Raw genomic sequence first — 24,239 nt, 5'->3', positions numbered from 1 at the left:
CGACCGAACGTGGGATCGGTCGTCAACAGCCGGTCCGAAAGCGGATGAGCGCACAGATCGACGGCGTCCGCGCCTCGATGGACCTGCTGCGAGCCCGAGCTGCCGAGCTGAGCATGTCGGAGAACGGCCGAGCCCCCGAAGGGCTTCCCGAAGCCGAGCCGCCGCCCGTGTTCCACGCCCACATGTTCACCCCCACCACGGAGGCGGGCCGATGAGCCAGTGGGATATCGACGTCTACGGGGTCTCGCTGGTCCTGGAGAACCTGAGCGGACAGCTCGGCCTGGACGGCGGCGGATTCTCCGCCACCATCGACTCCACCGCTGAGGGGATCAACTCGGCGATGGTCAGCGCCAAGAGCTCGCCGGTGGAGTCCGCGCTCAGCGACTTCCTCGCCTACTACCACGGCGAGACGGGCACCGTGTTCACCCGCAGCCTCTCCTGCCTCAAGGGCGCCAACGACGCCACCATCGCCTACAACGAGGGCCAGGAGGAGATGGCGGCCACCGCCCAGAACCAGGCGGGGGCAGCGGAGACAACCTCGACGCCGGCCCTGCCCCCCCTCCCCCCAATGCGAGCGTCCAGTGAGCGAGTCCGCCGGATTCGAGCCCACCGCACCCCAGACCGGTGTCAGCTCGAACATGTTGATCCTCATCAGCCCCGGAGCTATCCCCTATCCCCTGACCGACTGTGAATCGCTCACCGAGGCGGCCGAGGCGCTGCGCTCGGGAGGGGAGAGCCTGGCGGGCGAGGCCGAGGATTTGAAGTCCACGTGGCAGGGGCTACAGGCTCACTACAGCGCACCGGAGAGCGAGACGCTCTTCACGAAGATGGACCCCGTCACGACCCGGGCCGAGGACCTCGAGGCCGATCTGGCCACCGTCGCCTCCGCCCTGGAGAACCTGGCCGAAGCGGCCAGGACTGCGCAGCAGACGTTGGACTCCCTCAAGAGGGAGGCGTGGGACTTCTGGTTCGAGCACCACGGCAAGACGGTGTGGTGGTTCAACAAGGACGATGAGACCGATGAGTTCGCCCTACTGAAGAACAAGCGGCTCCAGGACGAGGTCAACACGGCCTGGCAGACGTTCAATGAGGCCGAAATCGCGTGCCAGAACGCGATCGCCGCCATCACAGGCGGCCCCGTCGCCGCGCCCCCGGACCAGGCCGGCCCGGGCGAGATCGCCTACGGACTGCCCACCGACGCCGGGGAGCGCGATGGCAGCATCAGTTTCGACACCTTCAACGGATTCGCCAACGACGCCACTGATTGGGCGGCGACTGAGTTCCACCCCTCCCTGGCGGAGTTCGACAGCAGCACGGGTCAGGCGATCTGGGACGTGGTGGTCACGGACGCGCTCTGGGGCACGGCCGTGGGGCTCACGAGCAAGCTCGGGTTCTGGCACGCCGACAACGGTTGGCGGTTCGACGCTTCAGGGCGATGGGAGAACACGAAGGCAGCCTGGACGGACGCGTGGATGGACACCGTCACTCTCGTCGGAGTCCACGACGGCGACGGCTGGCTGCTCTCCGGCGGCCTAGACGATAGGGACTGGGGCGCCACCTGGGACCGCTGGACGACCAACCTGGACGCCAGCAAGGACGAACTCTGGGAGGGGCACACCGCCTGGTCCAGGCGGGAGGACGATCCGGCCTACTCCGACGCCACCATCGGCACCAACATCGTGATGCTGACGGGTGGACTTCCGCTCAAGCTGCTCGACACCATCGCGGGTGCGGGAGGCTCTCCGGGCCGCTCCACCTCGTCGGACGGTTCCTTCTCCGACATCGACGGGCTCACGCCAGGAAGCGGCTGGCCCAGCAGTCCCTGGCCCAACACGGACCGGGAGAGCACCCCGACCACAGAGCGGTTCGGGGCCGAGATCACGGAACTGAACGAGTCCCTCCTGGACCCCAACCGGTTCCGGGACACCACCGGCGACTCACCGGACACGCCCACGTACCCGAGTTCTCCACTGCCGCCCCGCAACGACGCCCCGGCGCCCCAGGGTCCGACCTCGTCGCCCGATGCCGAGAGCTCGCCGACGCACGAAGCCGGGAGCCCTCCGCCCAGAGCCGGTGAGGAGGCCGCGCCTCGACGCGAGGACCAAGACGGCCAGGACACACAGCGAGACCGGGACGAGGAGGGCGCCACGCCAAACCGTCCCCGCGACGATCAAGACGCCCCGACGACCCAGGACACCCCGACACCGGTCACTCGTCCGGAATCAGACCCCCAGCGTGGTGACTCTGAAGCGCCTCACGCCGAGGACAACCCGACGGAGCGTCCCCAGGGCCGGGATGACGATGACACTTCCGCAAGCCCGAACGAAGCCCGAGCCGATGGCCGAGAGGGGACTCGGGAAGAACGGGGCGGCCCACAGGAGGAACAGCAGAGTCCGGACTCGGCCACCGGCGGCGAAGGCGGCGGAGACCAACCTCCGAAAGACCGTACTACCACTGGAGACGACGACAATGGTCGTCACGAGGATGGTGACGGAGAGAACCTGCCTCCGAGTAACCAGGAGAGACTGCTCGACGGTTTCCCCAACCAGGTGGACACTGAAGGAAGAGTCCCTCGCCCCGAACAGACGGATCCAGCTCGATATTCCGAGTCACAGGTCGCGGTGGAGGACCTGCGGCGTGATGGTCTGATCGACGAGGGATGGGAGAGCTTCGAACCTAAAGAGCGAAGAGTTGCTCAATTCCTTTCGGAACAAGGCGTTGACGTCAGATCGGTCACCGAGTCAACAATCGATGGGAGGACAACGCCTGATGCGGTAATCGCAGGTACCAATAGCACGATCGAATTCAAGATCCTTGAGTCCGGTACTCCTCGCGCTATTGAAGCAAATATCAGGAAGGGGCGAAAGCAATCGAGTAGGATCGCTTTGGATGTGCGCGGCCCGCAGATTGACAGTGATGTGGTCATGCAGTCTTTGGGTCGCACATTGAAGAGCAATGGTGGTGACCTGGAAGAGCTGATCATCATAGGTGACGGCTATGTTATTGTATGGCCTTAGGTGTGGGACATGTCGAGAGTTGAGTTCATCTGGGTTTCTGCTGACCTTGAAGAGGTCGTCGAGGAGATTCGAAATTTCCCGGAGCTAACTTCGGAAGAGGAGATAGTCGAAGGAGACTTTCAGTTTACCTTCGAGGTGGAAAATCCGAATATAAAAAGAATTAAAGTGGGCGTTGAAGCTGACCAGAATGAAGGATACGCAACAGTCATAGACGTTGAGCAGGCGCGTTGGATGGACGCGCCAGAGAAGGTGAAATTCTTCTTCAATCTGCTCGCTAGCAGGACGAAGTGGGAGCTTGCTTCACGGTTCGACAACGAGGATCGACCTCTAGTTCACAGGCCTCGTCTTGAGTGATGGTGCCATGCAGTCGTGCAGATTGGGGGATGAGTTGACTGGTTAGCCTGAGCGTGCAGCTCCTGGACGCCTGCCGAACGACCGCGGGGCGCATCGTTCGTCCGCGCGTACGTAGAGTGGCTGAACTCTCAAGGGGCGCGAGGTCAGGAGCTCGGTGTATGCGCGATGGACTTGCGTGGTTCTGGTCTGGGGCGCGAACGGCACAGGCCGGTTGAAGACCAGATGTGCGAGGAGGAGCAGGAGCGTGGGTGACCACGCCAACAAGGGGACGAACGCGTTCAGAATGTCCGAGCGGAGCGTGCCCGCCCACACGGGCAGGCACGCGGCGAGCATGACAGCCATCTGCGCGACGGCGAACACGCCGAGCAAGCGCGGCGCCCACGGCGCCAGGCGACCGGCCGGGAAGTAGGAAAGGGCGGGGGAGTCGGGCCGTGTGGGATCGGTGGTCGTAGGGCTCATGCTTCAGAAGGTCGCAGGAGCCGAGCGGCCCGTCTACGCGGTCAGCCGGTATTCAGGGCAGGACCAGGGGCCGATGCGGGGATGTCCCTACCGCCGCCGGGGTCAGGGTCGGGGTTGTCCTGTAGCCGCAGGCGAGCGCGTGCAGGCGCGCCCGGGGGAGGTTACGCCTGCACGGTGATCGTGGTGGTGTTAGGCGCGGAGGGCGGTGGTGAGGAAGGTGGACCACTCGGAGGCGGGGAAGGGGAGGTGGCCGGCGTCGGGGTGCTTGGAGTCGCGGATCGCGGCACCGCAAGGCAGGTCAGCGACCTCGACGCGGTCTTGGCCTCGGCCGCTGTAGCTGCTCCTGTGGAAGGTCGGAGGGATGGGGGCGACCTCCACACAGTTCTGAGCATGTCCGCTGTAGCTGCTCTTTTGGAAGTTAAGGGTGGTTCTCATGGGGGCTCTCTAGGGACTTCATGATGCTGGTGATGAGATCGGCGGATCGCACGGTGCTCAGGGCGGAGCCCTGGATGTCACTGAAGGTAGCACTGTGCGCTTCGACCTCATCTTGGTCCTCCAAGAAGAGCCCATTGGAGGCGGTGTCGATGTACACGATGGAAAGATCCAGAGGGTCTGGGAACTCCAGAATGATGAACGGAGCACACAGACCAGCATGCGACCCGGTGTCCTTGGGGAGCACCTGGATGTCGATGTTGGGAAGCTGAGCCATGTAGTGGAGGTAGGCGAGCTGGTCATGGAGAACCTGCTTGCCGCCGATCTGCTTGTGTAGCGCACTCTCGTCAATGACCGCGCGTAAGCGAGCTGGGTCACGCCGCACCAAGATCTCGCGCCGGACCATACGCGCTTCGGTCTTCTTCTTGATGACTTCTGGTCTTGTGAAGCGCCCGCCTCGAAGCAGAGCCTCCGTGTACTCGTGTGTTTGTAGAAGTCCTGGCACCATCTGTGCCTCGAACGTGCGGATCAATGATGCCTCCGCTTCGAAATCAGGAAGGGCTCGTTCAGTGAAGACTTCCTTGTACTGCGACCACCAGCCACGTTGGCGTGCATCCTTGGCGAGCGCATGCATGGCAGTTCGTTGGTCAGCGTCGGTGATCCCGTAGAGATCCATCAACCTGTCGAGATCGTCCGCTTTTATGCGCTTGGTCTCAGTTGTCTCCATTTTGGAGACTTTCCCGGAGCTCCACTTGAACTTGCTTCCGACTTGGGTAGCCGTGTAGCCAGCGGCCTCACGTGATTGGCGGAGCATAGTCGCCAGGCGGCGAAGTCGGAGGGTAGGGCTGTTTGAAGGGGTCATGGCGGCAGTCTAACGAGAAATTTGGGAAGAGTAGAATTCTAGCTTGAAAACTCTACGATTGCTAGTTATCTTCGAGGTGTGGTCGTGATCAGTCCACTACCGAGAGTCGTGCTGGTCAGGCTACGCCGTGCCCGTTCCTCTCGTCACGACGTCTGTGAACCTCTCTAACCTGACTCGTGCCACTTTTAGTCACCCCGATCCTTGAGGCTGTCGAGGATCTCACGGGCGGTGTCTGGGATGTCGGGTTCGGCGGTGAGCCGGTGGCCGTTGATCTCGATCACCGCGGACCGCAGTGGACGCAGCGTCTGCACGATCTTGCGGATCGACACCCCGGTGGCGGCCTGCAGGTGGCGGGCCACCGCCAGGGCGGTGAACACGATGGTCAGGTGCGCCTCGATCGACTCGCGCACGTGGTGGAACACCGGCCGCGCGGCCAGGTCGGACTTGGCCATCCGGAAGGACCGCTCCACCTGGTAGAGGTCGTGGTAGGCGTCGATCACCGCTTGGCCGTCCATCACGCCGGGGTCGATGTTGGTGACATAGCCCTTCAGCCCGGCCAGGTCCCGGGCCCGCTGGACCAGGTCCCAGTCCACGCCCTTGTCAGTGCCCTCCAAGCGCACGAACCGGTCCTTCTTCAACGGCCTGCTCCCATCGGCGACCTTCTCAGCCCGGGTGATCTGGGCGTTGATCGCCTGCTGGTCGCGCTGGTGGCGCTTGAACAGGTACTGGTAGAGGACGCGACGAGTGCGCGCGTGCCGACCGGCGCCCATCACCCGCTGCGATTCGAGGATCTGCCCGTCTTCGAAGTAGGTGCCGCGGGTTTCGAAGTGTTCGGCCAGGTCGTAGGGCGCCTTGGTGATCCGGGAACCGACGATGAAGCGCAGCCCCGCCTCCTCCAGGGCGCTGAGGTTGGCAGCCGAGAGCATGCCGGCGTCGGCGACCACCACGACGTCCTTGGCTTCGGGCAGGTCTTCGACCAGGTCGGTGACCACGGGCAGGAGGGTTTTGGTCTCGGCCTTGTTGCCCTCGAAGCAGTGCACCGCCAGCGGAAACCCGGTGGAGTCCACCAGCAGCCCGACCAGGATCTGCGGGTCGACGCGGCGTTCCTTGCTCATCCCGACCTTGCGCAGGCTGTCTTCCTTCTCGGCTTCGAAGTACAAGGTGGTGCAGTCGTACATGAGCAGGGCCAGGCCGGTGGTGGTACGGGCGTGGTTGACGCACGACTCGGCCACGGCCGCGCGGTAGTCGCTCTCCTGGCAGCGGGCCAGGCACCGGAAGACGGTCCGCAGCGAGGGTGCGGGTACGCCGAGCTCGCCCAGGACCCGGAGCGTGTCCGCCTTGGAGGTGGGCTCGACGATCCGCGCGAGCACGAGCTTGGCGAAAGTGGCATCGCCCACGGTGTCGAACCCGAGGCGCTGGTAGGCGTCGGTCAAGGTGTCCCACAGCACCTGCGAGCGTGTGCCCACGACCCGTACACCGCCGGTAGTGGAGTCTCTTCGGGGTGCGGGCTCCGGTGCGCGCGAAGGGCCCGCCTCCAGGCCCAGGTCGAGGGCCTGTTGGCCGGGGTGGAGGCGCCTGCGGGCGATCTCCATCAGCGCGGCCAGTTCGGCGTCGTCGTGCGCCGAGCCGATGTGGTCGACGCCCACGACTTCGCGGCCGTTCTTGTGGATGATCTGGACCGCTTGCGCGCCTGAGGCTGTGGGGACCTTCCGGATGAACGATGCCACCCGAGCACGCTATGGCCAGCACCCCGATTAGTCACCCCGAGCGCCCTCTGCGAACACCATCAGCTCGGGTGAACGGAGTGCGCTTCACCTGGTCGCCGAAAAGTGGCACGAGTCAGGTCTAACGGGCGATTCCCCACCCCTGCTCGTGCTCTGCCATGCCAAGGAGTGAGTTCGTCATGCCTTCGATCGCCCCGATGCCCGCGTTGGGCGAGGCCACCGTGCCGTTGACCAGCTTCATCCAGCCGACGCACCGCCACTACTTCTCCGGACGTTCCGAGCGTCCGAACTACCGGCTGCGCCGCTATGACTTCGCTGGCACTCCCGCTGTGATGCCTCTGGTCCGGGCCTTCCTCGACACCTGTGCGGCTGCGCAATCCGGCGACTACCGCTACCTGTTCACCCTGCTCGGCAGCGAGCTGGCCAACAACGCGATCCGACACAGCCTGTCCGGCCGACCTGGTGGCAGCTACACCTTGCTCGTCCACCGCAGCCGCGACGGTCTCCGCCTGACCTGCCACGATCGCGGTGGCTTGCGACAGGAGGATTCCCGTTTGGCGTCGAAGCCGGACGGGCTGAATCTGTCCGCCGAATCAGGGCGGGGCCTGGCCTTGGTCGAAGCCCTGGCTACGGGCTGGGGTGACAACGGCCAGGCCGACTTCCGCCGGGTGTGGCTCTACCTGGCTTTCGACCTGGCGGGGAGTCGGTGGAACGCTACCGCTGACGCCTGACACGAAGCGGGCCCAGGAGGCGCTGCCACGCCTTCTGGGCCCCTGAATCCCGAATCCAAAACCGCATAGCCAAGAAAGCAGGATCAATGACGCATCGTATCCCGTCCCCACGTCCCAGCGACGATGCTCGTCCCATGCCAGGGTCTTTGGTCGGCCCGGTCTGCCCCGTATGCGACCACTCGTCGTGCCGAGTGCGCCGGGCGCAGCGTCTCCCGCGACTGGGAGGGCACCGTTCCGAATTCGCCCGCGAGCACGCACAGGCCGCCGCGATCCAGGCCCGCTACCGGCACCTGATCGTCTACTACGGCGAGGCGACGCAATCCTTCTGGGTGGTGAGCCCGTCTGGACTGCAGGAGGCCGGTGATATCGACGCTCTCCTGATTCTCCTCTGGCCGCACACCGAGAGGGCAACTGAGCGGCAGTTCCCGGGCGCCGATCCCTGGGCGCATTCGAGCGAGGTGCCTCGCGTGCTCACCCTGACCTGACACCACGCGCCTTCTGTGGCCTTCCTTCTCAGACAGGGGAGGCCACAGGCCACAGTGGGGCGGATGGTTGGGAGGGTGGACGCGTCGGCCGGAGCGATGGGACATCCTTACTTGCGGCGAACCAGGGGGTGCGCGTGGTGCGCTCGATGACCTCTACTCACCGCAGCAGGTCAAGGAGAGTCAGTACGTCTTGGTGTTCTCCCAGGATTCCCAGGCCACACAGGGCAGGGTGTAGTTCTCCTCGATGTAGTTCAGGCCCCAGGAGATCTGGGCGCGTGAATCGCCGACGAAGCCTTCGGGCATCTCACCGTGGAGAGCCGTATTGAAGCCGGGGATGCCGGTTGCCCCGCTGTTGGGATCGACGAGCGTGTGGTCCCAGTTGGACGTGTTGGTCCACAGGTTCTGCAGACACGTCCATTGTTCGTCCTTCCAGCCTCGGTCCGTGGCCATGTCCAGGGCCGTGGCCTCGTTGTCAGCACGGTTGGAGTTTCCGCCACCCCACTCGTACTCTTCGGGTTCGTCCGGCCGATCGGCCTCGACCCAGGTGTCGTCGCCACAGTCGGGCCCCTGGACCAGACACACCATCTCTCGGACCCCGTTGTTGAACGTCTGGCTGAGTTCCAGTTCGTATACAGCAAGCATGATGGCCGCCGCCAGAATCGTCACGACGGCCAGTTCGACCATGGAGGCACCCTGGTCGGAATCCAGTCTTCGCGCCGGCCGCAGCCAACCGGCTACGCGAGGGGGACCGCTGCGCTCGCCAGAGCGTCCGGGCGGCCCGGTGGGGGAGGGCCGTCGGATGTCCGCTGGTTCAGAGCGGTGAGGGGTGGGCAAGGCCGCCTCCGGATCAGGAAATCGGAATATCCTCGATGGGATCGAACCCAGGAATCTCAATCGTCACAGAGTCCAGGTCGCTCGGGACAGAGTACATGGACCAATATGCGATCTGTTCGTCGGGTTCGAGTCGGATTCTAAAATCGCTATTTATGTCTCCGGAGCAGAGGCAAGCCTGGCTCTCATCCATGATCGGGTGGTATCTTTCGTTCCCATCTTGACTAAGGGCGATTACTCCTGAGAAATAAGGGCCATCGTACTCATAAGAGTGATCAGTGATCCAGGTTATCGAAGTTCTTTCATTGTTTGTGTTCTCGATGCTCCACGTGATTGAAAGCAAGTTTCCGGACTCGTTTCGCGCTGCTTCATGCACCTCCGCGTTGAGTCCCGAAGTGTGAGTCTCATTTCCCGTAGAGCTTCCGAGTAGATCCAAGTTCTCGGTCTGAGGTGCGCGGGCGGCCGCACCGGTGCTCGTTGAGGCTGCAAGGGAAATTAGGGCAGCGGCAGCAATCATGCTCGAGGCTCGGAGGATTTGTTGCATTTATGTATCCCCTTACTTTTCGAAAGTGATGCTTACTCTGCGGTTTCTCTCTTTGCCTTCCTCGGTGTCATTGTTTGCGATTGGGTCGCTGGAGCCGTGCCCATTTACATCAAATGTAATGCCAGTGCGGGTGGTTAGTTCTGAAAGCGTGGATTCGACCGCTTCCGCTCGATCAAGGGAAAGGGGGACATTGATGGATTCGTTTCCAGTGTTGTCGGCATGTCCGTCCACGCTGATCGTCGTCCCGGATGCATCGTCGATTTCGCTCGCCACTTGCTCGAGAATCTCTTGCGAGTCAGGACTGAGCTCGGCACTGTTTGTTTCGAAAAGTACATCTGAAGAAAGTATGATACTAACTTCTCCGTCGCTTTCCGTGCGCCCAGTGTTGTCCTCGAGGTCATCGGAAATCATGGTGAGATCTAAAATCTGAGGCTCGGCAAGGTTGGATGCGTTAAGGTGATCGTTGGAAGTGCTTATTGGCACATCCATGATCGGAGGTGTAAGGGGCGTGGTGATCGTCATGGAGTCAAGGTCGCTCGGTGGGGCTGGGAACGCAACCCAAATATCTTGGGACCCGCCTGCGTCTATGGCCCCGTCAAGCTCTCCGCAGAGGCAGGTGCCATCGGTCAGATCGTAACTGAGGTACCGTTGCTGGCTTTGGGCATCGATGAGAGTAATGCCGCCTGCTGTATAGTATTCTCCAGCTTCAGAAAGGCCATCAGAAAGGCGAAATCTCTCGTTCGAGTTGTTGGTGATTTTTAGACTGAGTCTTAGAATATCGTCTTGGATCCTTTCTAGCGCTGTGATGTCGATTTGAAGTTCGTGGCCAACTTCAGTTGAGGTTGTAATGGCTGTGGCTATTTCCCCGGGATCTTCTGGTGCGCTTGGAGAAGGAGGGCTTGGTTCGGTGTTGCTGGGAGATTCTTCGCCGGTGTCTGTCTGAGGAGATTCGTCTGGGGCGACGACGCAGCTTGACGCAAAAAGTGGTATGACGGAAGCTGCAATGCTGGCGGAAATTATTCGGCCACGTTTTATCGCCTGGGGAGTGTGCTGCTTTATTCTCACGGTATTCTCATTCCCCTGGCGGCTCGTAATTTTGTATTGATCGAGCGCGGAAATATTGATTCATTTGAAGTCGTAGAAGTAGATCAGGGGCCTTCTAGGACGTCGTCCACGGAGCTTCGGATTCCGCCGCTGATGTTCTCGACGAGGCCGAGTTGGTAGATGGCGACTGCGATGGCTGCAACGAGGATGACGATTGCGGCGTACTCGATCATTCCGGCGCCGGTGTCGTTCTTCTTTGACTGGGGGGTCATGTATGTGCTGAGGGTCGTCCACAGGTGGGTCAGGCTCTTCACGGGGTCAACTCCTTGGGGGCAGGTGTTCCTGGTGCCACTGCGTCGTGGACTGGGCAGACGGGTCGCGGTGGCATCCGGACCGTGCGGGCACTGAACCGAGGTCATGGGGACAGCAGGAGACTGTGAGCCGATCGCTCGCACCACGGATTCCCACTATCGGGCACGAACACCTGTGTTGACTTCGGGGTTGACCGGATGTGGCCACGTGCTCCAATGATGCCCCTCGTCGGGGGCGAGCACACGTTATCCACAGGTGAAGTGGGGGTCCAGGTTCAGGTGGGGCTTGGTGTGCGTAGGCGCACATGAGCAGGCCATCCGGGGGTGACGTTCGGTGTTCGACAGGTGACCATGATGGCAGAAGCGTCTATCGGGCGCTATGGGTGGTCGGGTAATGCCAGGTCACCCGCATTCTGTCGCGGGACAAGACAGTGCTTGAATTGGTCGATGTCCCGGAGGGAAGGCTGACCTCGATGGTCGGCTCTGGGGCGGGTGCACGGAAAGGTGGCGAGGTTTGGACAGCAGCACGCTTGTGTCCCTGGTGATCGCGGTGGTCGCGGGACTGGTGGTCGGTGCGATCCCGCTTCAGACCGTGATGCGCAGCCGTCTGGTCCTGAACACCGCCATCGAACGCACACCCACCGTGGATACTCCCGACCCCGACGATCTCAAGCCCGAGGAACTCGCCTATCTCGCCGGCGGCCCGGTTCGCGTGGGCGAGACCATCGTCATGGACCTCTACCTCTCGGGGCGGATCCGTCAGCAGGGGGTCCGGGGCTTCTTCACCCTGGTCGGTCCGTCCATGCCTTACTCGCACGAGAAGTTGCTCATTCGGCGGGTCGTCATCCGGTCCTTCCAGGACCGTGTGGGGTTGACCGCGCGCGAGATGGTCCGCCGCGCGATGACCAGCGGTGGCATGATCGCCATCGCCGACGGGCTCAAGGCTTCGCGCCTGCGGGTGGACTCACCCGGACTGAGCAACCTCCTCGCCTCGCGGGAGAAGGTGCCGCCCCGGATCAAGTGGATGCGGGCCCTGAGCCTTCTCGTGGGAGTCGTCGCGGGTGGCTTCTACCTGTTCGAACCGGGTTCCATCGCCCTCGGCCTCCTGGTGGGAGGCTTCTTCGCCTCGGCGGCGCTCTCGGTGGTCAAGGCCGTCCTCGACGCGACCGGCGGCGCCATTCTCCTGGCGACGACCCCTGCGGGCCGGGCGGTCGTCGAAGCGGCCAAGGACCGCTACAAGGTCCTCGCCCAGTCCACGACGGAACTGGATCGCGATGCGGCGGTGCGCTACTCGGCGGTGACCGGGTTCCGTGCTCTGCGTGAGACGGTCTTTGACGCGAACCATCCCAGACCGGCTCCGAAGCACACGTCGTCCGCGTCGAGTTCCTCCGGAGGAACGGGAGACGCGGCGATCATCGTGCCTTCGATCGAGGACGGTATTCGTCTGGACTCCCTCTGCGGATTCGCCGAAGTCTGCCAGGGCGAGACCAGCGGAAGCGGGTCGAGTTCCGGGAGTGATGGCTGGGGCGGCGGTTTCTTCGGCGGCGACAGCGGCAGCACCAGCAGTGGAGACAGCACCAGCGGCGGAGACAGTAGCGGTGGAAGTAGTGGCTCCAGCGGTGGCGGGGACAGCGGTGGCGGCGGGGGAGGCGGCGGCGAGTGACGTGTAGGAGCCTTGCCGGTGGCGGTCCTCTGGAACTCCGACCGCCGGCACCTTGGCCTCACCGTCCCCAGGCGCTCTGCTGACTCGCCTCCCAGCGGTCGCGCAGGCGGGCCCGTGCGTCGGAGCCGACAGTCGGATCTCGATCTCCTGTCGCCCCATGTCAGGTTGGTGAGGTCCTTCGTCGTAGTGCCCGGCCAGACCCCCGGTCCGGAACCGTATTCCGATGTCGTCAGCCGCCGATAGCGTCTCCGCCATGAGTTACGCACTGATGGCCTATGTGGTCGACCTCGACACCCTGCACAACTCGGTCGGATCGAAGGACGACAAAGTGCGCCGGATGATCGGCGGCCGGTTCAAGCAGCACCTCGCCAACTTCGACTCCCAGTTCGACCACACCGATGGCCCCTCCATCCGCGATGCGATCCGCGCGGTCATCGATGGAGGTCCCTTCGACAGCCGGCACGGCACCATGTACGGCTACGCCTACAAATGGATCTGCGAGTTCCACGGCCGTGCTCTGTTCAACAACGACTTCTCCCCGATGCGGGCCGGGTGGCTGGAGACGGTCGACGAGGGCCTGAACGGGCTGGGCGTGACCGCAATCAGCGTTGGCGAGTTCAACCTCGGTCGCGTGCCCTCACCGATTCCAGCACCCGACTTCCTGCCGTGTTACGGCGAGTGGAGTACCACCGAGTGCCAGAAGGCCCTCGAACAGTGGGAAGTCGTCACAGACGAGCGCAAGGCCGCCCTCGACCCTTCTGTCAGAAGAGCCGTCGAGTCCTGCATGGACTGGTGCTACACCGCGGCCGCAGCCGGGCGGGGCGTCGCCGGGTTCTTCAACTGAGCAAGCGCGCATCGGTGCGATGGGGAGGAGTGGTGTACGGCCGGACATCCCGGCCGGAGGTCGGTGTCCACCACCTCACGTTCCCCCAGCGGTGCGCCCGGCCGGTGCACCTCAGGGATGGCCCACGTCACCCACCGCATCTGCCGGTACACCAAGGGGTAGACCAGCACCGCCAAGGCTTCAGAGACTCGGCAAGCGCACGGGTCGTCCGGCGGGTACAGGTGCCGGCGCCTTGAGTGTCGGGCGCCGACCGGAGGCGTCGGGTGTCTGCTCAGCTATCGGGGCAGGGCTGGGAAGCCGGGCTAACAGCGTCGCTGGCCAGGTTGATCGCTGACACCTGGTCCTGGCCGTCGAAGGTGACTGTGAGGTCAAAGCCCGCGCCTGTGAGCAGGAGTCCCTCGCCTTCGCCAGCCGCTTTCTGGTCCAGACCTCGCCACCGGGCGTAACTGGTGACAGCGCGCCGGGGATTCGATACCGATGGCTCGACCACGCCCTGTTGGATCACGCGTAGGGTCCGCTCCGGAGTGGGCCTGCCCAGTTCGAACGAGGGGTGCTTGATGAGGAGGGCCACGTGGGTGCCCTGGCCCACGTGGCCGATGAAGGACATCCAGTGTCCGCTGAGGGCCTTGGCCGCCTCGGTGAGCAAGAGCGCGATCATGGCGGGGTTCCCCTGCGCCTGCTGCAGCACGTTGAAGGGCACTTCTGGCTCGGCCAGTTCTCGAATGCCGAGTCGCTTGCCGTGGTCACGGATGTTGCCGGCGACGCGGACGGCGTCGTCGGGAAAGGCGCCAGGTGTGGCCCAGGCCCACATCCACGACTGCGGCCCTGGGGCTGCTGAGCCCAGCAGGTGAACGCGCTCGCAGGTCAGCGGTTGCCGTCCGGTGAACTCGAACCGGGGCACGGCGAGGTCGACGTGCCAGTCGGACTCACCAACGACCTCGCCGAAGTGGAGTCGGTGTTCCAGGCTGAGGAGGGCCGCGTCATCGAACAGGTCGGCCAGCGTGGTGTCGGTCATGCGCGGATGCTATTCCCAGGGGCCGACACCTGTCGGGGGACAGGGCTGCGAAGCCTGAATCGCCTAGCGAGTGGGTGATCGCTGTTCGGTTCCGTGCCTGGGCAGGAGCTGCGCGTGATCTCGTCGCAGCCGGTGCCCGTGACCATCCGTTCTCTCCGCGATCGATGTGTCCAGCTCTACGAGCGCTGTGTACCGCTCGGGCTCGTCCCCAGCCGGGGCCATGCCATCGTCCTCGCAGAAGATTGATCCACGGGTGGCCTCCACACACAAGGAGACGCACTCTTCCCCCTTGGTAGACCGCACGTCAGCGCGACTGTAGCCGAACGACAGCCGCGGCACAGTCGGGCTGAACCGGAACAGTGGCATGGGGTGGGTTCACTCGTTCAATTCGCCGTCGCCGTCGCCGTCGCTGGCGATGCGGTAAGGCCCCACACGTCGGTCGAGAGAATGGGGCGGCGATCAGGCCGCGCTTCGTGGGTGGAGGCCGCTCAGCGACCCTCGCGGGGCTTCGTCGGCCCGGGCCCGGACCTGGGCTTCGGCTTCGGGGGTCCGGGTCCTGCCCTCGGCTTCGACGGCGGCCGCGCGGGCCCGTTCGGCCTTCTCCCCGGGGGTCCGGGGGAGACCTGCCCGTGCCGGGGTGAAGGCGCGTATCCGTCGCAGGGCTTGGGGACACCGGGGCGGGGCACCGGCTTGGTCGGGAGTCCGTGGCCGGGCGTCCGTGGACCCCGGCGGGTGGCAGCAGGCGGGGTTCGCCGGCCGACCGCGACCGTACTCGACCATTGGGGCCCGAACGCCGCACGTGCCCGTTCCGGGGCAACGCGTGCGCCGGCCTAGAGGAAAAGCAGGTCGGGCGGGACCGCGCGCGCGGTCCCACCCGACTGATCCGGGCTGAGAAGATGGCGCCTCGCCTGCCCGCGGAGCGCCACCACCCTTGACCAGCTCCCGGCCCGGGATCGATGTGGGATCAGTCGGTCGCCGACTCCGGCGCGGACTCCGTCAGCCCGAACAGTCCGGCCAGCGCCTCGTAGGAGTTCAGCCGGGCCTTCTGGTCGTAGATCATCGAGGACACCATGAGTTCGTCGACTCCGGTGTCGGTGATGAACTGTTCGAGCTTCGGGCGCACCGTCTCCGGCGACCCCACGAACGAGTAACGAAGCATGGCGTCGAGTCGTTCCTTCTCTCCCGGGCGCCACATCGTGTCGAGGCTGTCGACGGGCGGCTGCAGCAGGCCGCGCGCCCCGCGGACGGTTCCGAGGAACGCCTGCTGCATCGAGGTGAACAGCCGCCGGGCCTCGGCGTCGGTGTCGGCGACGAAGACGTTGACGCCCGCCATGACGTAGGGCTTGTCCTGCTGCTCGGAGGGGCGGAACCCGGCGCGGTAGGCCTTGAGCGCCTCGTAGAGGGCGTCGGGCGCGAAGTGCGAGGCGAACGCGTAGGGCAGTCCGAGCTGCGCGGCGAGCTGGGCGCCGAAGAGGCTGGACCCCAGGATCCACAGCGGCACCCGCAGGCCCTCGCCGGGCACGGCGCGGACGGGCTGTCCGGGCTCGGCCGGCTCGAAGAAGGCCTGGAGCTCCTGGACGTCGGCCGGGAACGTGGAGGCGGCGCTGTGGTCGCGGCGCAGCGCCATCATCGTGCGCGGGTCGGTGCCGGGAGCCCGGCCCAGACCGAGGTCGACACGGCCCGGGTAGAGCGACTCCAGGGTGCCGAACTGCTCGGCGATGACGAGGGGGGCGTGGTTGGGCAGCATGACGCCGCCCGCGCCGACCCGGATGGTGGACGTGCCCTCGGCGATGAATCCGAGGGAGACCGACGTGGCCGCGCTCGCGATGGCCCGCATGTTGTGGTGCTCGGAGAGCCAGAAGCGCTTGTAGCCCCAGCGCTCCAGGTTCTGGGCGAGCTCCCGGGCAGAGCGGAGGGCGTCGCCTGCGGTGGAGCCCTCGACGATGGTGGCGTGGTCGAGCACGGACAGCGCGACCTTGGACACGTTGGACATGGTGGCCTTCATTCCCCTGCGTGGATGCGTGGAGCGGTTCCGGCGCCGGACGGCCCCGGATCGGCGGTCCGGGGCCAGAGCCCAGCCCCCGCTCCGTGGGTGGCGGGATCCGGTGGTGTGGGCGGAGGGTCGGAGCGGGGTGGCGAAGGCCCGCTCCGACCCTCCGTACTGTTCGATGATCGACGAACATCGAACTACGACGGTACACTCACCCCTGAGCACGAACCAAATCTCTCGGCGCACCGGCACGGGTGTCGGCGTCGGCGGTAGGTCGGCCGGACCCGGGCCGGTCGCGGGCTCGCTGTGCAGGGTCGCGGTCCTATGGCACCTCGGTCATAGGCCCATGGCACGCACGTCGGGTCGTGGCGGGTGGTCGGTGCTGGCCGACGGCTGTGGCCACCTCGCGGTCCGGCGGATTTCGCTGACCGGGCCGACCTGGCTCATCGCACGAGTTCGTCAGGACATGAGGAGGACCGCCTTGGCTCCCAGGGAGCACGCGCACCCCGCCCTCTGTGACGTGGAACTGGTCACGGTGCTGTCCGCCCTGGCCGAACCGACCCGCCTGCGGATCGTGCGCATGCTCGCCGCGATGGAGGGTGAGCGGGCGTGGAAGGACATCGACCTGCCGATCGCGCAGTCGACACTCAGCCACCACCTGAAGATCCTGCGCAACGCCGGGCTCGTCCAGAACCGGAGCGAGGGGACGCGCTGCTTCATCTCGCTGCGCGACGACGAGCTGGAGAGCCGGTTCCCCGGGCTGTTGGAGTCCGTCCTGTCCTGTCGGGACGGGCAGATGTCCGAAGGCGCCCGCGAGGTCTAGGGGAGCCCGGGCTTTCGTGTGAGCGCGCGGAGGCCGGGCTCGCTCGCCGAGGTTCGGGCGAGTCGCACGTGGCCGTGCGCAGGAGTGCCTTGGATGCGTTATTCGAGGTCAGCGCCTGGTCACGGCCGGACGGTAGCCGTGACCAGGCGCTGTGCGTGCCAGCGTAGGTGGTGATCGGGGCGACGGCCAGTAACGCCGGACCGTTCGCGTGACATTGCGTGTGAGGGCTGCGCACGGGAGCGCGCACGCGGCCGGTCCTCGGCGGAACGGCGACCGCATGAACGCGGCGTCCACCGGGCCTCGGCCGCGCGGCGGCCGGCTCGGACGGGTCTGGGCCGGGCGTCGACTGCTCCCAAGCGCGACCGGCACGGGCGTTGACCGGCAGCTATCCGCTCCGCGACCGCGTTCGGTGTGGCGGAGCGGATGGCTGCCCTCGGTCGGTGCTCAATCGGTCCTGGAGGTGAGGAGTTGGCCGGCGGCCAGGTCGCGGTACAGGTCGTCGTCGGCGACGAGTTCGGCGTGCGTGCCCACGGCGCGCACCCGGCCCGCGTCCATCACCACGATCCTGTCGGCGCTGGTGACCGTGGACAACCGGTGGGCGACCACGATGACGTTGGTGCGTTGGGCGGCTTCCAGCATGACCGCCTTGAGAGCGCCCTCGTTGGCCGCGTCCAACTGCGAGGTGGCCTCGTCCATCAGCAGCAGCCGGGGGTCGCGCAGCAGGGCGCGGGCGATGGCCACCCGCTGGCGCTCGCCGCCGGACAGGGTCACGCCGCGATGGCCGATGGCGCTGTCCAGACCGTCGGGCAGACGCCCGACCAGGTCGCTCAGGCGCGCCCGGTCCACCACGTCGGCCAGGGCGTTCTCACCCGCCCCGGGCGAGGCCATCAGCAGGTTGTCCCGCAGAGTGCCGTCGAGGACGGGCGCGTCCTGCTCGACGTACCCGATCTGGGCACGCAGGGCTGCGAGCGGCCACGATCGCACGTCGATGCCGTCCAGCAGGACCTGGCCGGACGTGGCGTCGTAGAACCGCTCGATGAGGGAGAAGACGGTGGTCTTGCCCGCGCCGGACGGGCCGACCAGAGCGGTGAGTCCGGCGCCCTCGGCGGCGAACGAGACGCCGTGGTGCACGGGAGGCAGTTCCGGTCGGTAGCGGAAGGCGACGTCCTCGAACACGACCGTCGCCGGCCGGTCCGCGGTGGCCGGGGCGGGTGCCGACCGCAGGTGGCGGGACGGGTCCGACTCGCCAAGTTCACCCGGCTTGCCCGGCTCCTGAGGGTCCTCAGCCTCGCTCGGGCGACCAGGTCCCCCTGGCTTGCCAGGCGCCGCGGAGACTCGGTCCGCACCGGACGCCCCCTCCGCTTCGGAGGCCGCGCCGTCCGTCGTCGGCACCCGGCCGGAGTGGGCGTCCTCCTGTTCGAGCTCGGCGACCTCGTCGATGCGGCGGATGGCGGCCAGACCGGTCTGGAGTTGGGTGGCCGAGGACGTCAGGCTGGCGATGGGCCGCATGAGGTAGAAGAGCAGCAGGAGGAACGCGATGAGACTCGACACCTCCATCGCTCCGGTCGCCACGCGGGCGCCGCCGATGGCCAGGATGGTCAGGAAGGCGATGTTGACCGCCAGCCCGGTCGCGGTTCCCGACACCGCCGTCCATCCGGCGACCGCGACCCCTCGGCGCCACGACTCCTGGGACGCCTCGTCCAGCCGGGTGATCTCGGCGTCCTCGGCGGAGGAGGCCTTGACGGTGCGGAAGGCGCCGAACACCCGCTCCAGATGGGACCCCATCTCACCCAGCGCAGCCTGGGCGGCCTGGCTCGCGGCGTCGATGCGGGGCAGGACCACGCCCATGAGCAGGCCGACCACCACGATCATCGCGGCGGTCACCAGGAACAGCCGCCAGTCGAGGAAGATCATGATCGCGACTCCGCCGACGATCAGGATGGCGCTGCTGACGATGTCGGTCAGGCCGCTGGTGGCGACCGAGCGCAGCAGCGTGGTGTCGGCGGTCAGGCGGGCGACGAGATCGCCTGGCTTGAGCCGGTCGACCTCGCTCACGCGCAGGCGGATGAGGGAGCCCACCAGGTTGCGGCGGACGTCGAACACGATGCCCTGGCCGGTGCGTTCGAGGAGGAAGGCCCCGAAGGCGCCGATGATCGCGCCGCCGATGATGACGGCGGTCAGGGCCAGGACCGGTCGCACAATCGGGTCGCCCGCGCCGAGGGCGTCGATGACGTACCTGGCCACGAGCGGTTGGGCCAGGCTCGTCGCACCACCGAGGAAGGTGAACACGGTTCCGACCACGAGCACCCGCCAGTGCGGACGCGCGTAGTCCCACAGCCGGCGCAGGGGAGCCCTGGGGGGTGCCTTCGCCTGCGGAGCCGTCACTTCGTCAGTACTCAAGGAACGCACCCTCGGGTCGATGCCGGAAACGTGGAGTTGATGCCTTTGCTCAACGTTTGCCGGAGGCACGGGGGTTCCGCCGGGGTGAACGCCGCAGGGTGTTGACCGGTTGCCCTTCGCGGTCGTCCCTCCCCTGAGGCGCTCGACCGTTCGCTCATCTGGCTGCTCGGCTTCCTGGTCGCCCTTCGCCAGGTCGCCCGGTCAGCCGGTCAGCCGGTCAGGGGCGCGCCGGTCAGCCGGTCAATCTGCGGGAGGCGAGATCGCGCAGGGCGTCGACCCGGGCCGCCACCGGCGGGTGGGTGGAGAAGGCCCGACGGCACAGGGCGATCGACTTCCGCCAGAATCCGTCCTCGGCTCCCGTCTCCCTCGGCTGCGGGTGGGTGTGCGGCAGGATCGACAACGCGTCCATGGCCGCCAAGCTGCTCAGGCCCTTGGGCTGGGACACGGGGATCGCCGCGGTCATCGACGTCAGCACCGACGCCAGAACCGTGGGGGCGCCGGTCAGCTCGGCGGCGGCACGGTCCGCCGCCAGTTCCCGGCGTCGCACGAGCCGCAGGACGACGATGTTGCTGGGCAGGGCCGTGAGGATGAACAGGAGCACCCCGGCCAGGGTGGCGGGGAGTACCGCGAGTGCCGCGATGATGATCAGCCCCCGGCCCAGGAGCACCACGACGAGTGCCAGGGGTCGCAGCAGGAGGGGGAGCGGTTCGGCCCGGCGGATCCGCTCCCGCTTCTCCGCCACCTCCTCCACGGCGTCGAAGAGCGGATCCCAGTCGGTTCCCGCGCGGAGGGAGAGCACCCACAGGGCCTCGTTGACCCGGTACATCAGGTTCACGGCCGAGATCGGCAGGTTGAGCATCCACCGGCTCATCCCTTCAGCGAAGGAGATGACGCGTTGGTCGCGGTGGGACAGATGGGCCAACTCGTGCGCCAGCACGGCTTCCAACTGTTGGTTGTCGAGCTGTTCCAACAGGTCGGCGGTGACGTAGACGGTCGCGGGTCCCCGGTCGGGCACGTGGGCCACGGCGTTGGGTCCCTCGGCTCCGTACAGGCGCAGGACCGGGCGGTCCAGGCCGGTCAGCGCACACAGGCGGTCCAGTACGGCATGCACGCGGGAGTCGTCGTCCCGCGCGATGACGAAGGTGTCCTTGGTCGGCGGCTCGTTGTCCCTGAGGACGTGGAGGGCCTCGGCGCCGACGAGGGAGAACCCGAACGGGATCAGCCCGATCCACCATGGGAGTCCCACCCACCACAGCAGCGCGCACAGGAGGAGGCTGTAGGTGCCCGACACTCCGAGGACGAGGAGGAAGGCGCCGAGGACGGGCCAGGAGGAGCGGAGCCGCGCGAACATGGGCGCCAGATTACGGGGCCACAGGTTCCTCGGCCACAGGGCGGTTCCCCGTCCGCCGTCCCGGCGAGGACCACCGGTGCGGCCCGTGTGGTGTATCGGGGCCGCCCGCGCCACAGGGGCGCAGGTCACGGCCATCTGGTTCGGGCGCTGCTGGTGGGCGCGGGCGGGAACGGCCGGAAGCGGCCAGGTCCCTTTCGCCCAAGGCTTTCTGTCGGCACTCTTACAGTGAGAGCCCCGGCCGCGTCCTGGCCGGTCGGCGCGCCTGCGCGGCAGAGAATGGGCGGTGGGCGCCGGGAGCGGGAAATGTTCGGTCGGCCACGCTGAGACGTCGGCCCGCTTTCCGGGACTTGGGGCACGGGCCCGCCGGGACGCGGGACATGGGTCCGATTCCCGGAACACGCGTTCGCCTCCCGGGATACGGGTGCGCCTCCTGGGACACGGGCCCCGGTCACCTGTGGTGAGACATCGGAACAGCTCGTAGGCACCAGGGCTCCTGGGGAACTGGGAACCACGCAACGCCGTCATAGTGGGACGGACAGGTCACGACTGAGAGGGTTCAGGTGTCATCCCCCGGAGCAAACCGTCCGTTCCACGGAGTCCCGCGTGCCGCGCGCACCGACCGTTCGCGCCTGACGCGGCCTCGGCGGTGGCTGTCGCTGCGCGGTGATCAGGGACGCCCGCGACGGTTCGTCGAGGTCACACCGCAGGACCTGGGAGTGCACAGGTCCAGGTTCGGCGCCGGAGGACACTCCCCGCACGTGCGGCGGGAGGTGGACGGGCCGATCGCCGAAGCCCTGCGCGACGACGGTCGACGCGTCGTGCTGGTCTCCGGTCCGCGACTGGCCGGCTCCACCCGGGCGTTGGCCCACGGGGCGCACGAGGTTCTGGGCGACCACCCCGTGGTGGCCTTCCTCGATGACCCCGACGTCGAACTGGCCGCCATGGTCGCCGAGGCGGGGGCGCTCTCCGGTGCCTCGGGCGTCACCGCACCCGGAACGGTGCTGTGGATCGACCGGCTCTCCGCGCGCCGCTACGCCGAGCTGGCCCGCACCGACGCCGCCCGCCTGCCGGACGGCCTGCGAATCCTGGCCGTCGCCGACAGCGCACTCGTCCGCGGCCTGCGGGTGCCCGCGGAGGCCGAAGCGGCCATGCGCGCCCACGGCGCCCCGATCGAGCTGGGCCCGATGACCGAAGCGGAACGGCGACGGCTGCGAGCGGGTACCGCCTACGCCGATCCGGGGTTGCAGGCACGGCTGGACGCCGACGACGGAACCCTGCTGCTGGGACGGCTCCTGGTGGACCTGGCCCCCTTCCACGCGGACCTGCTCCCCGGCACCAGCACCAATCGCACCGCGCTGCTGCGCGCGGTCACCGACTGGCGGCGTGTGGACCCTCCGAGTCGCCTGGTCTGGGACGACCTCGAACGGCTGTACCGCGCCTACCGTGAGGAACTCACCGGTGCGCCGCAGAGCGCGGGCGTGTCGGCGATCGGGTGCGAGGCGGCCCTGAAGTGGGCCTCGCGTCCCACCCGTGAGCGCCCCGCCCTGGTGGAGGAGCGTTCGGACCAGAGCGGCACCTACTACAGCCCGCATCCCCTGCTCGCCGCCATCGCCGACGAGTCCGGGCAGGACTGCGCCTGGCCCGTCGCCGACCCGATGTGGGAGCACGGCGACACCCGGTTCGAGGGGGAGGCGCGCCGCGACATCGGCTACGCGGCGATCGAGGCGAAGGCACTGACGGCGGCCCAACGGCTGCTGAGCCACACGGACACCCGGATGGATCCGGTGGTGCTGCTCTACCTCGGCCAGGTGCTCATGGACTCGGGCGATCTGGACGCCGCGCGGCACTGGTTCACCCGCGTCGCCGACCAGGGGGGAGGGGCCGCCGACACCGTGCCGCTGGCCTACTTCGTGCTCGGCGGGCTGGAGGACGCCCGCGACGACGCCGAGGCCGCCCGGCGCTGGTGGGCGCTGGCGATCGAATCCGGGCACCCCGAGTGGGCTCCGGAGGCGATGGTCAGCCTCGGTGAGCTGGACTGGCGCCAGGGGGACACCGACAGCGCCCGCCGATGGTGGATCCGTGCGGCCGGGGTGGAGGCGGGGGAGGGCAGAGACGGCGGGAGCGGGCCGGACGCGCCCGGGTCCGGCCCGGCGGCCGGTGCGGGGGGAGCGGACACGGGCGCCTCGGACGCCGCCGCCGCGGCGATGTACAACCTCGCGGTCCTGGAGCACCGCACGGGGGACCGGGACGCCGCGCGGGCTTGGTACACGCACGCGAGCGCTTCCGGGGTCGTCGACGTGGCCGCGAAGGCGATGGTCGACCTCGGCACCCTGGATCGCGATCGAGGGGACATCGAGGGAGCGCGGGCGTGGTGGGGCCGGGCCGTGCGGTCGGGCGACCCCACCGCCGCGCCACGGGCGCGGGCCCGCCTCGAAGCGCTGGACCGGGTGGACGTCGTCGCCGAGCGGCCGGTGGAACCTGACGGGTCTGCGCCCGCGACGGTCGAGTCCGTCGGCCGTCCCGTGGAGACCGGGGACTCCGCGGCCGTGGCGGAGCAGCCAGCCGAGCAGCTCGTGGGACCCGAAGGCTCTCCCGCTGCGACGCCCGAACCCGTCGCGGAGCCCGTGGGCGCCGGGGCCTCGGGGGAACCCGTGGGCGCCACTGCTCCGGAGGAGACGGCCGTCCACGATGCCCCGGGCTTCCCGACCGACCCACAGGCCCTGCTCGACCTGGGTGAGAGCGCCGCCGCGCGGGGCGAGGCGGACACGGCCCGTGACCTGCTCACCCGGGCCGCCGAGTCAGGCGACCCCCACGCCGCGCCCCGGGCGATGAACGCACTCGGCGCCTTCGAAGAGGACCAGGGGGAGATCCACGAGGCGCGCGGGTGGTACATCCGCGCCGTCAAGACCAAGGACGCCGACCTCGCCCCCCGCTCCCTGTTGGAACTCGGACGACTCGACCACCGCCAGGGGTGGTTCGAGAACGCGCGCACCTGGTTCGGGCACGTGGTGCGGACCGGGCACGCCGACGCGGCGCCGCACGCCCTGTACCTGCTCGCACACCTGGAGCAGGACCAGGACGAGACCGACGAGGCGCGGCAGTGGTTCACCAGAGCGGCCGAGTCCGGGCACACGCAGTGGGCGCCCCGAGCGATGCTCGACCTCGGGGAACTGGAAGACCGCCGGGGCGACACCGAGGCCGCCCGGTCGTGGTGGCGGCGGGCGGCCGGATCCGGCCACGCCGACGCCGCCGCGCGGGCGGACCAGGCGCTCCACGACCTGGGACACCCCTTCGACCACTGACACGCCGAGCGTTCAGATCCGTCCGCCCAGCCCTCTCCGACCCGTTCGGCCCCTCCG

At 67.1% G+C, this 24,239-nt stretch carries 20 protein-coding genes; 10 read left to right on the top strand and 10 right to left on the bottom strand.

Annotation, left to right across the window (positions count from 1 at the left end; translation table 11 throughout):
* The first annotated feature begins 44 nt into the window (after positions 1 to 44).
* The 4 genes from DFP74_RS33685 to DFP74_RS33375 are packed head-to-tail and all read left to right on the top strand — an operon-like array spanning position 45 to position 3,371.
* Positions 45 to 215, top strand: a complete 171-nt coding sequence (locus tag DFP74_RS33685; protein WP_158613081.1) for a hypothetical protein — start codon at positions 45 to 47, stop codon at positions 213 to 215.
* A complete protein-coding gene (locus DFP74_RS30205) occupies positions 212 to 691 on the top strand; it encodes a DUF6507 family protein (RefSeq protein WP_233571232.1) in 480 nt (159 codons plus the stop codon). The genes DFP74_RS33685 and DFP74_RS30205 overlap by 4 nt, the downstream gene beginning before the upstream one ends.
* A complete protein-coding gene (locus DFP74_RS30200; protein WP_121186994.1) occupies positions 639 to 3,017 on the top strand; it encodes a hypothetical protein in 2,379 nt (792 codons plus the stop codon). The genes DFP74_RS30205 and DFP74_RS30200 overlap by 53 nt, the downstream gene beginning before the upstream one ends.
* A gap of 9 nt (positions 3,018 to 3,026) precedes the next feature.
* The gene (locus tag DFP74_RS33375; RefSeq protein ID WP_147453934.1) at positions 3,027 to 3,371 is read left to right on the top strand and encodes a hypothetical protein; all 345 of its coding nucleotides are present in this window, start codon (positions 3,027 to 3,029) and stop codon (positions 3,369 to 3,371) included.
* A 648-nt stretch (positions 3,372 to 4,019) separates the two neighbouring features.
* Here the strand turns inward: DFP74_RS33375 and DFP74_RS30190 are convergent.
* From DFP74_RS30190 to DFP74_RS30180, 3 genes are all read right to left on the bottom strand, one after another.
* The gene (locus DFP74_RS30190; RefSeq protein ID WP_121186990.1) at positions 4,020 to 4,265 is read right to left on the bottom strand and encodes a DUF397 domain-containing protein; all 246 of its coding nucleotides are present in this window, start codon (positions 4,263 to 4,265) and stop codon (positions 4,020 to 4,022) included.
* Positions 4,249 to 5,124, bottom strand: a complete 876-nt coding sequence (locus DFP74_RS30185) for a helix-turn-helix transcriptional regulator (protein ID WP_121186988.1) — start codon at positions 5,122 to 5,124, stop codon at positions 4,249 to 4,251. The genes DFP74_RS30190 and DFP74_RS30185 overlap by 17 nt, the downstream gene beginning before the upstream one ends.
* Before the next feature lie 185 nt (positions 5,125 to 5,309).
* Positions 5,310 to 6,851, bottom strand: a complete 1,542-nt coding sequence (locus DFP74_RS30180; RefSeq protein ID WP_199725826.1) for an IS1634 family transposase — start codon at positions 6,849 to 6,851, stop codon at positions 5,310 to 5,312.
* Positions 6,852 to 7,027: 176 nt separating this feature from the next.
* Between DFP74_RS30180 and DFP74_RS30175 the strand changes: the two genes are divergently transcribed.
* Positions 7,028 to 7,579, top strand: a complete 552-nt coding sequence (locus DFP74_RS30175) for an ATP-binding protein (RefSeq protein WP_121186986.1) — start codon at positions 7,028 to 7,030, stop codon at positions 7,577 to 7,579.
* A gap of 191 nt (positions 7,580 to 7,770) precedes the next feature.
* Positions 7,771 to 8,064, top strand: a complete 294-nt coding sequence (locus DFP74_RS30170; protein WP_370013450.1) for a hypothetical protein — start codon at positions 7,771 to 7,773, stop codon at positions 8,062 to 8,064.
* 180 nt (positions 8,065 to 8,244) lie between these two features.
* Here DFP74_RS30170 and DFP74_RS30165 read toward each other — a convergent pair whose 3' ends face one another.
* The 3 genes from DFP74_RS30165 to DFP74_RS30150 all read right to left on the bottom strand — a co-directional run bounded on the left by DFP74_RS30165 (position 8,245) and on the right by DFP74_RS30150 (position 10,797).
* Positions 8,245 to 8,748, bottom strand: coding sequence for a hypothetical protein (locus DFP74_RS30165; RefSeq protein ID WP_233571230.1), 504 nt, complete (start codon positions 8,746 to 8,748; stop codon positions 8,245 to 8,247).
* A 703-nt stretch (positions 8,749 to 9,451) separates the two neighbouring features.
* Positions 9,452 to 10,504 (bottom strand): OmpA family protein, encoded by a 1,053-nt coding sequence (locus DFP74_RS34080; protein WP_233571229.1) that lies wholly within the window; start codon positions 10,502 to 10,504, stop codon positions 9,452 to 9,454.
* Between the two features lie 83 nt (positions 10,505 to 10,587).
* The gene (locus tag DFP74_RS30150) at positions 10,588 to 10,797 is read right to left on the bottom strand and encodes a hypothetical protein (protein WP_121186980.1); all 210 of its coding nucleotides are present in this window, start codon (positions 10,795 to 10,797) and stop codon (positions 10,588 to 10,590) included.
* A 511-nt stretch (positions 10,798 to 11,308) separates the two neighbouring features.
* On the opposite strand from DFP74_RS30150, the gene DFP74_RS30145 reads away from it, so the two are divergent.
* Both DFP74_RS30145 and DFP74_RS30140 read left to right on the top strand, forming a co-directional pair.
* Positions 11,309 to 12,457, top strand: coding sequence for a TIGR04222 domain-containing membrane protein (locus tag DFP74_RS30145; RefSeq protein WP_233571228.1), 1,149 nt, complete (start codon positions 11,309 to 11,311; stop codon positions 12,455 to 12,457).
* 253 nt (positions 12,458 to 12,710) lie between these two features.
* The gene (locus DFP74_RS30140; protein ID WP_121186978.1) at positions 12,711 to 13,301 is read left to right on the top strand and encodes a hypothetical protein; all 591 of its coding nucleotides are present in this window, start codon (positions 12,711 to 12,713) and stop codon (positions 13,299 to 13,301) included.
* A gap of 271 nt (positions 13,302 to 13,572) precedes the next feature.
* Here DFP74_RS30140 and DFP74_RS30135 read toward each other — a convergent pair whose 3' ends face one another.
* Together DFP74_RS30135 and DFP74_RS30130 are read right to left on the bottom strand one after the other, a co-directional pair.
* Entirely contained in the window at positions 13,573 to 14,316 is a 744-nt protein-coding gene (locus tag DFP74_RS30135) for a DUF6882 domain-containing protein (RefSeq protein ID WP_121186976.1), read from the bottom strand.
* 964 nt (positions 14,317 to 15,280) lie between these two features.
* Complete coding sequence (locus tag DFP74_RS30130) at positions 15,281 to 16,309, bottom strand: LLM class flavin-dependent oxidoreductase (RefSeq protein WP_199725825.1); 1,029 nt, start codon at positions 16,307 to 16,309, stop codon at positions 15,281 to 15,283.
* A 478-nt stretch (positions 16,310 to 16,787) separates the two neighbouring features.
* On the opposite strand from DFP74_RS30130, the gene DFP74_RS30125 reads away from it, so the two are divergent.
* A complete protein-coding gene (locus DFP74_RS30125; RefSeq protein ID WP_199725824.1) occupies positions 16,788 to 17,129 on the top strand; it encodes a helix-turn-helix transcriptional regulator in 342 nt (113 codons plus the stop codon).
* Between the two features lie 444 nt (positions 17,130 to 17,573).
* Here the strand turns inward: DFP74_RS30125 and DFP74_RS30120 are convergent, their stop codons facing one another.
* Together DFP74_RS30120 and DFP74_RS30115 are read right to left on the bottom strand one after the other, a co-directional pair.
* On the bottom strand, positions 17,574 to 19,529 hold the full coding sequence (locus tag DFP74_RS30120) for an ABC transporter ATP-binding protein (RefSeq protein ID WP_233571227.1): 1,956 nt from the start codon (positions 19,527 to 19,529) through the stop codon (positions 17,574 to 17,576).
* Between the two features lie 232 nt (positions 19,530 to 19,761).
* Entirely contained in the window at positions 19,762 to 20,880 is a 1,119-nt protein-coding gene (locus DFP74_RS30115) for a M48 family metalloprotease (RefSeq protein WP_158613080.1), read from the bottom strand.
* Between the two features lie 716 nt (positions 20,881 to 21,596).
* On the opposite strand from DFP74_RS30115, the gene DFP74_RS30110 reads away from it, so the two are divergent.
* Positions 21,597 to 24,182 (top strand): tetratricopeptide repeat protein, encoded by a 2,586-nt coding sequence (locus DFP74_RS30110; protein ID WP_147453933.1) that lies wholly within the window; start codon positions 21,597 to 21,599, stop codon positions 24,180 to 24,182.
* The last annotated feature ends 57 nt before the right edge of the window (positions 24,183 to 24,239 follow it).

Source organism: Nocardiopsis sp. Huas11 (assembly GCF_003634495.1).
GTDB lineage: Bacteria > Actinomycetota > Actinomycetes > Streptosporangiales > Streptosporangiaceae > Nocardiopsis.
The sequence above is the reverse complement of the archived record's forward strand: the minus strand, read 5'-3'. Positions and strand labels throughout refer to the sequence as shown.

Excerpts from the sequence above, each read along its gene's own strand:
- DFP74_RS33685 (WP_158613081.1), top strand. The coding sequence starts at position 45 with ATGAGCGCACAGATCGACGGCGTCCGCGCCTCGATGGACCTGCTGCGA.
- DFP74_RS30205 (WP_233571232.1), top strand. The coding sequence starts at position 212 with ATGAGCCAGTGGGATATCGACGTCTACGGGGTCTCGCTGGTCCTGGAG.
- DFP74_RS30200 (WP_121186994.1), top strand. The coding sequence starts at position 639 with ATGTTGATCCTCATCAGCCCCGGAGCTATCCCCTATCCCCTGACCGAC.
- DFP74_RS33375 (WP_147453934.1), top strand. The coding sequence starts at position 3,027 with ATGTCGAGAGTTGAGTTCATCTGGGTTTCTGCTGACCTTGAAGAGGTC.
- DFP74_RS30190 (WP_121186990.1), bottom strand. The coding sequence starts at position 4,265 with ATGAGAACCACCCTTAACTTCCAAAAGAGCAGCTACAGCGGACATGCT.
- DFP74_RS30185 (WP_121186988.1), bottom strand. The coding sequence starts at position 5,124 with ATGACCCCTTCAAACAGCCCTACCCTCCGACTTCGCCGCCTGGCGACT.
- DFP74_RS30175 (WP_121186986.1), top strand. The coding sequence starts at position 7,028 with ATGCCTTCGATCGCCCCGATGCCCGCGTTGGGCGAGGCCACCGTGCCG.
- DFP74_RS30165 (WP_233571230.1), bottom strand. The coding sequence starts at position 8,748 with ATGGTCGAACTGGCCGTCGTGACGATTCTGGCGGCGGCCATCATGCTT.
- DFP74_RS30140 (WP_121186978.1), top strand. The coding sequence starts at position 12,711 with ATGAGTTACGCACTGATGGCCTATGTGGTCGACCTCGACACCCTGCAC.
- DFP74_RS30135 (WP_121186976.1), bottom strand. The coding sequence starts at position 14,316 with ATGACCGACACCACGCTGGCCGACCTGTTCGATGACGCGGCCCTCCTC.
- DFP74_RS30130 (WP_199725825.1), bottom strand. The coding sequence starts at position 16,309 with ATGTCCAACGTGTCCAAGGTCGCGCTGTCCGTGCTCGACCACGCCACC.
- DFP74_RS30115 (WP_158613080.1), bottom strand. The coding sequence starts at position 20,880 with ATGTTCGCGCGGCTCCGCTCCTCCTGGCCCGTCCTCGGCGCCTTCCTC.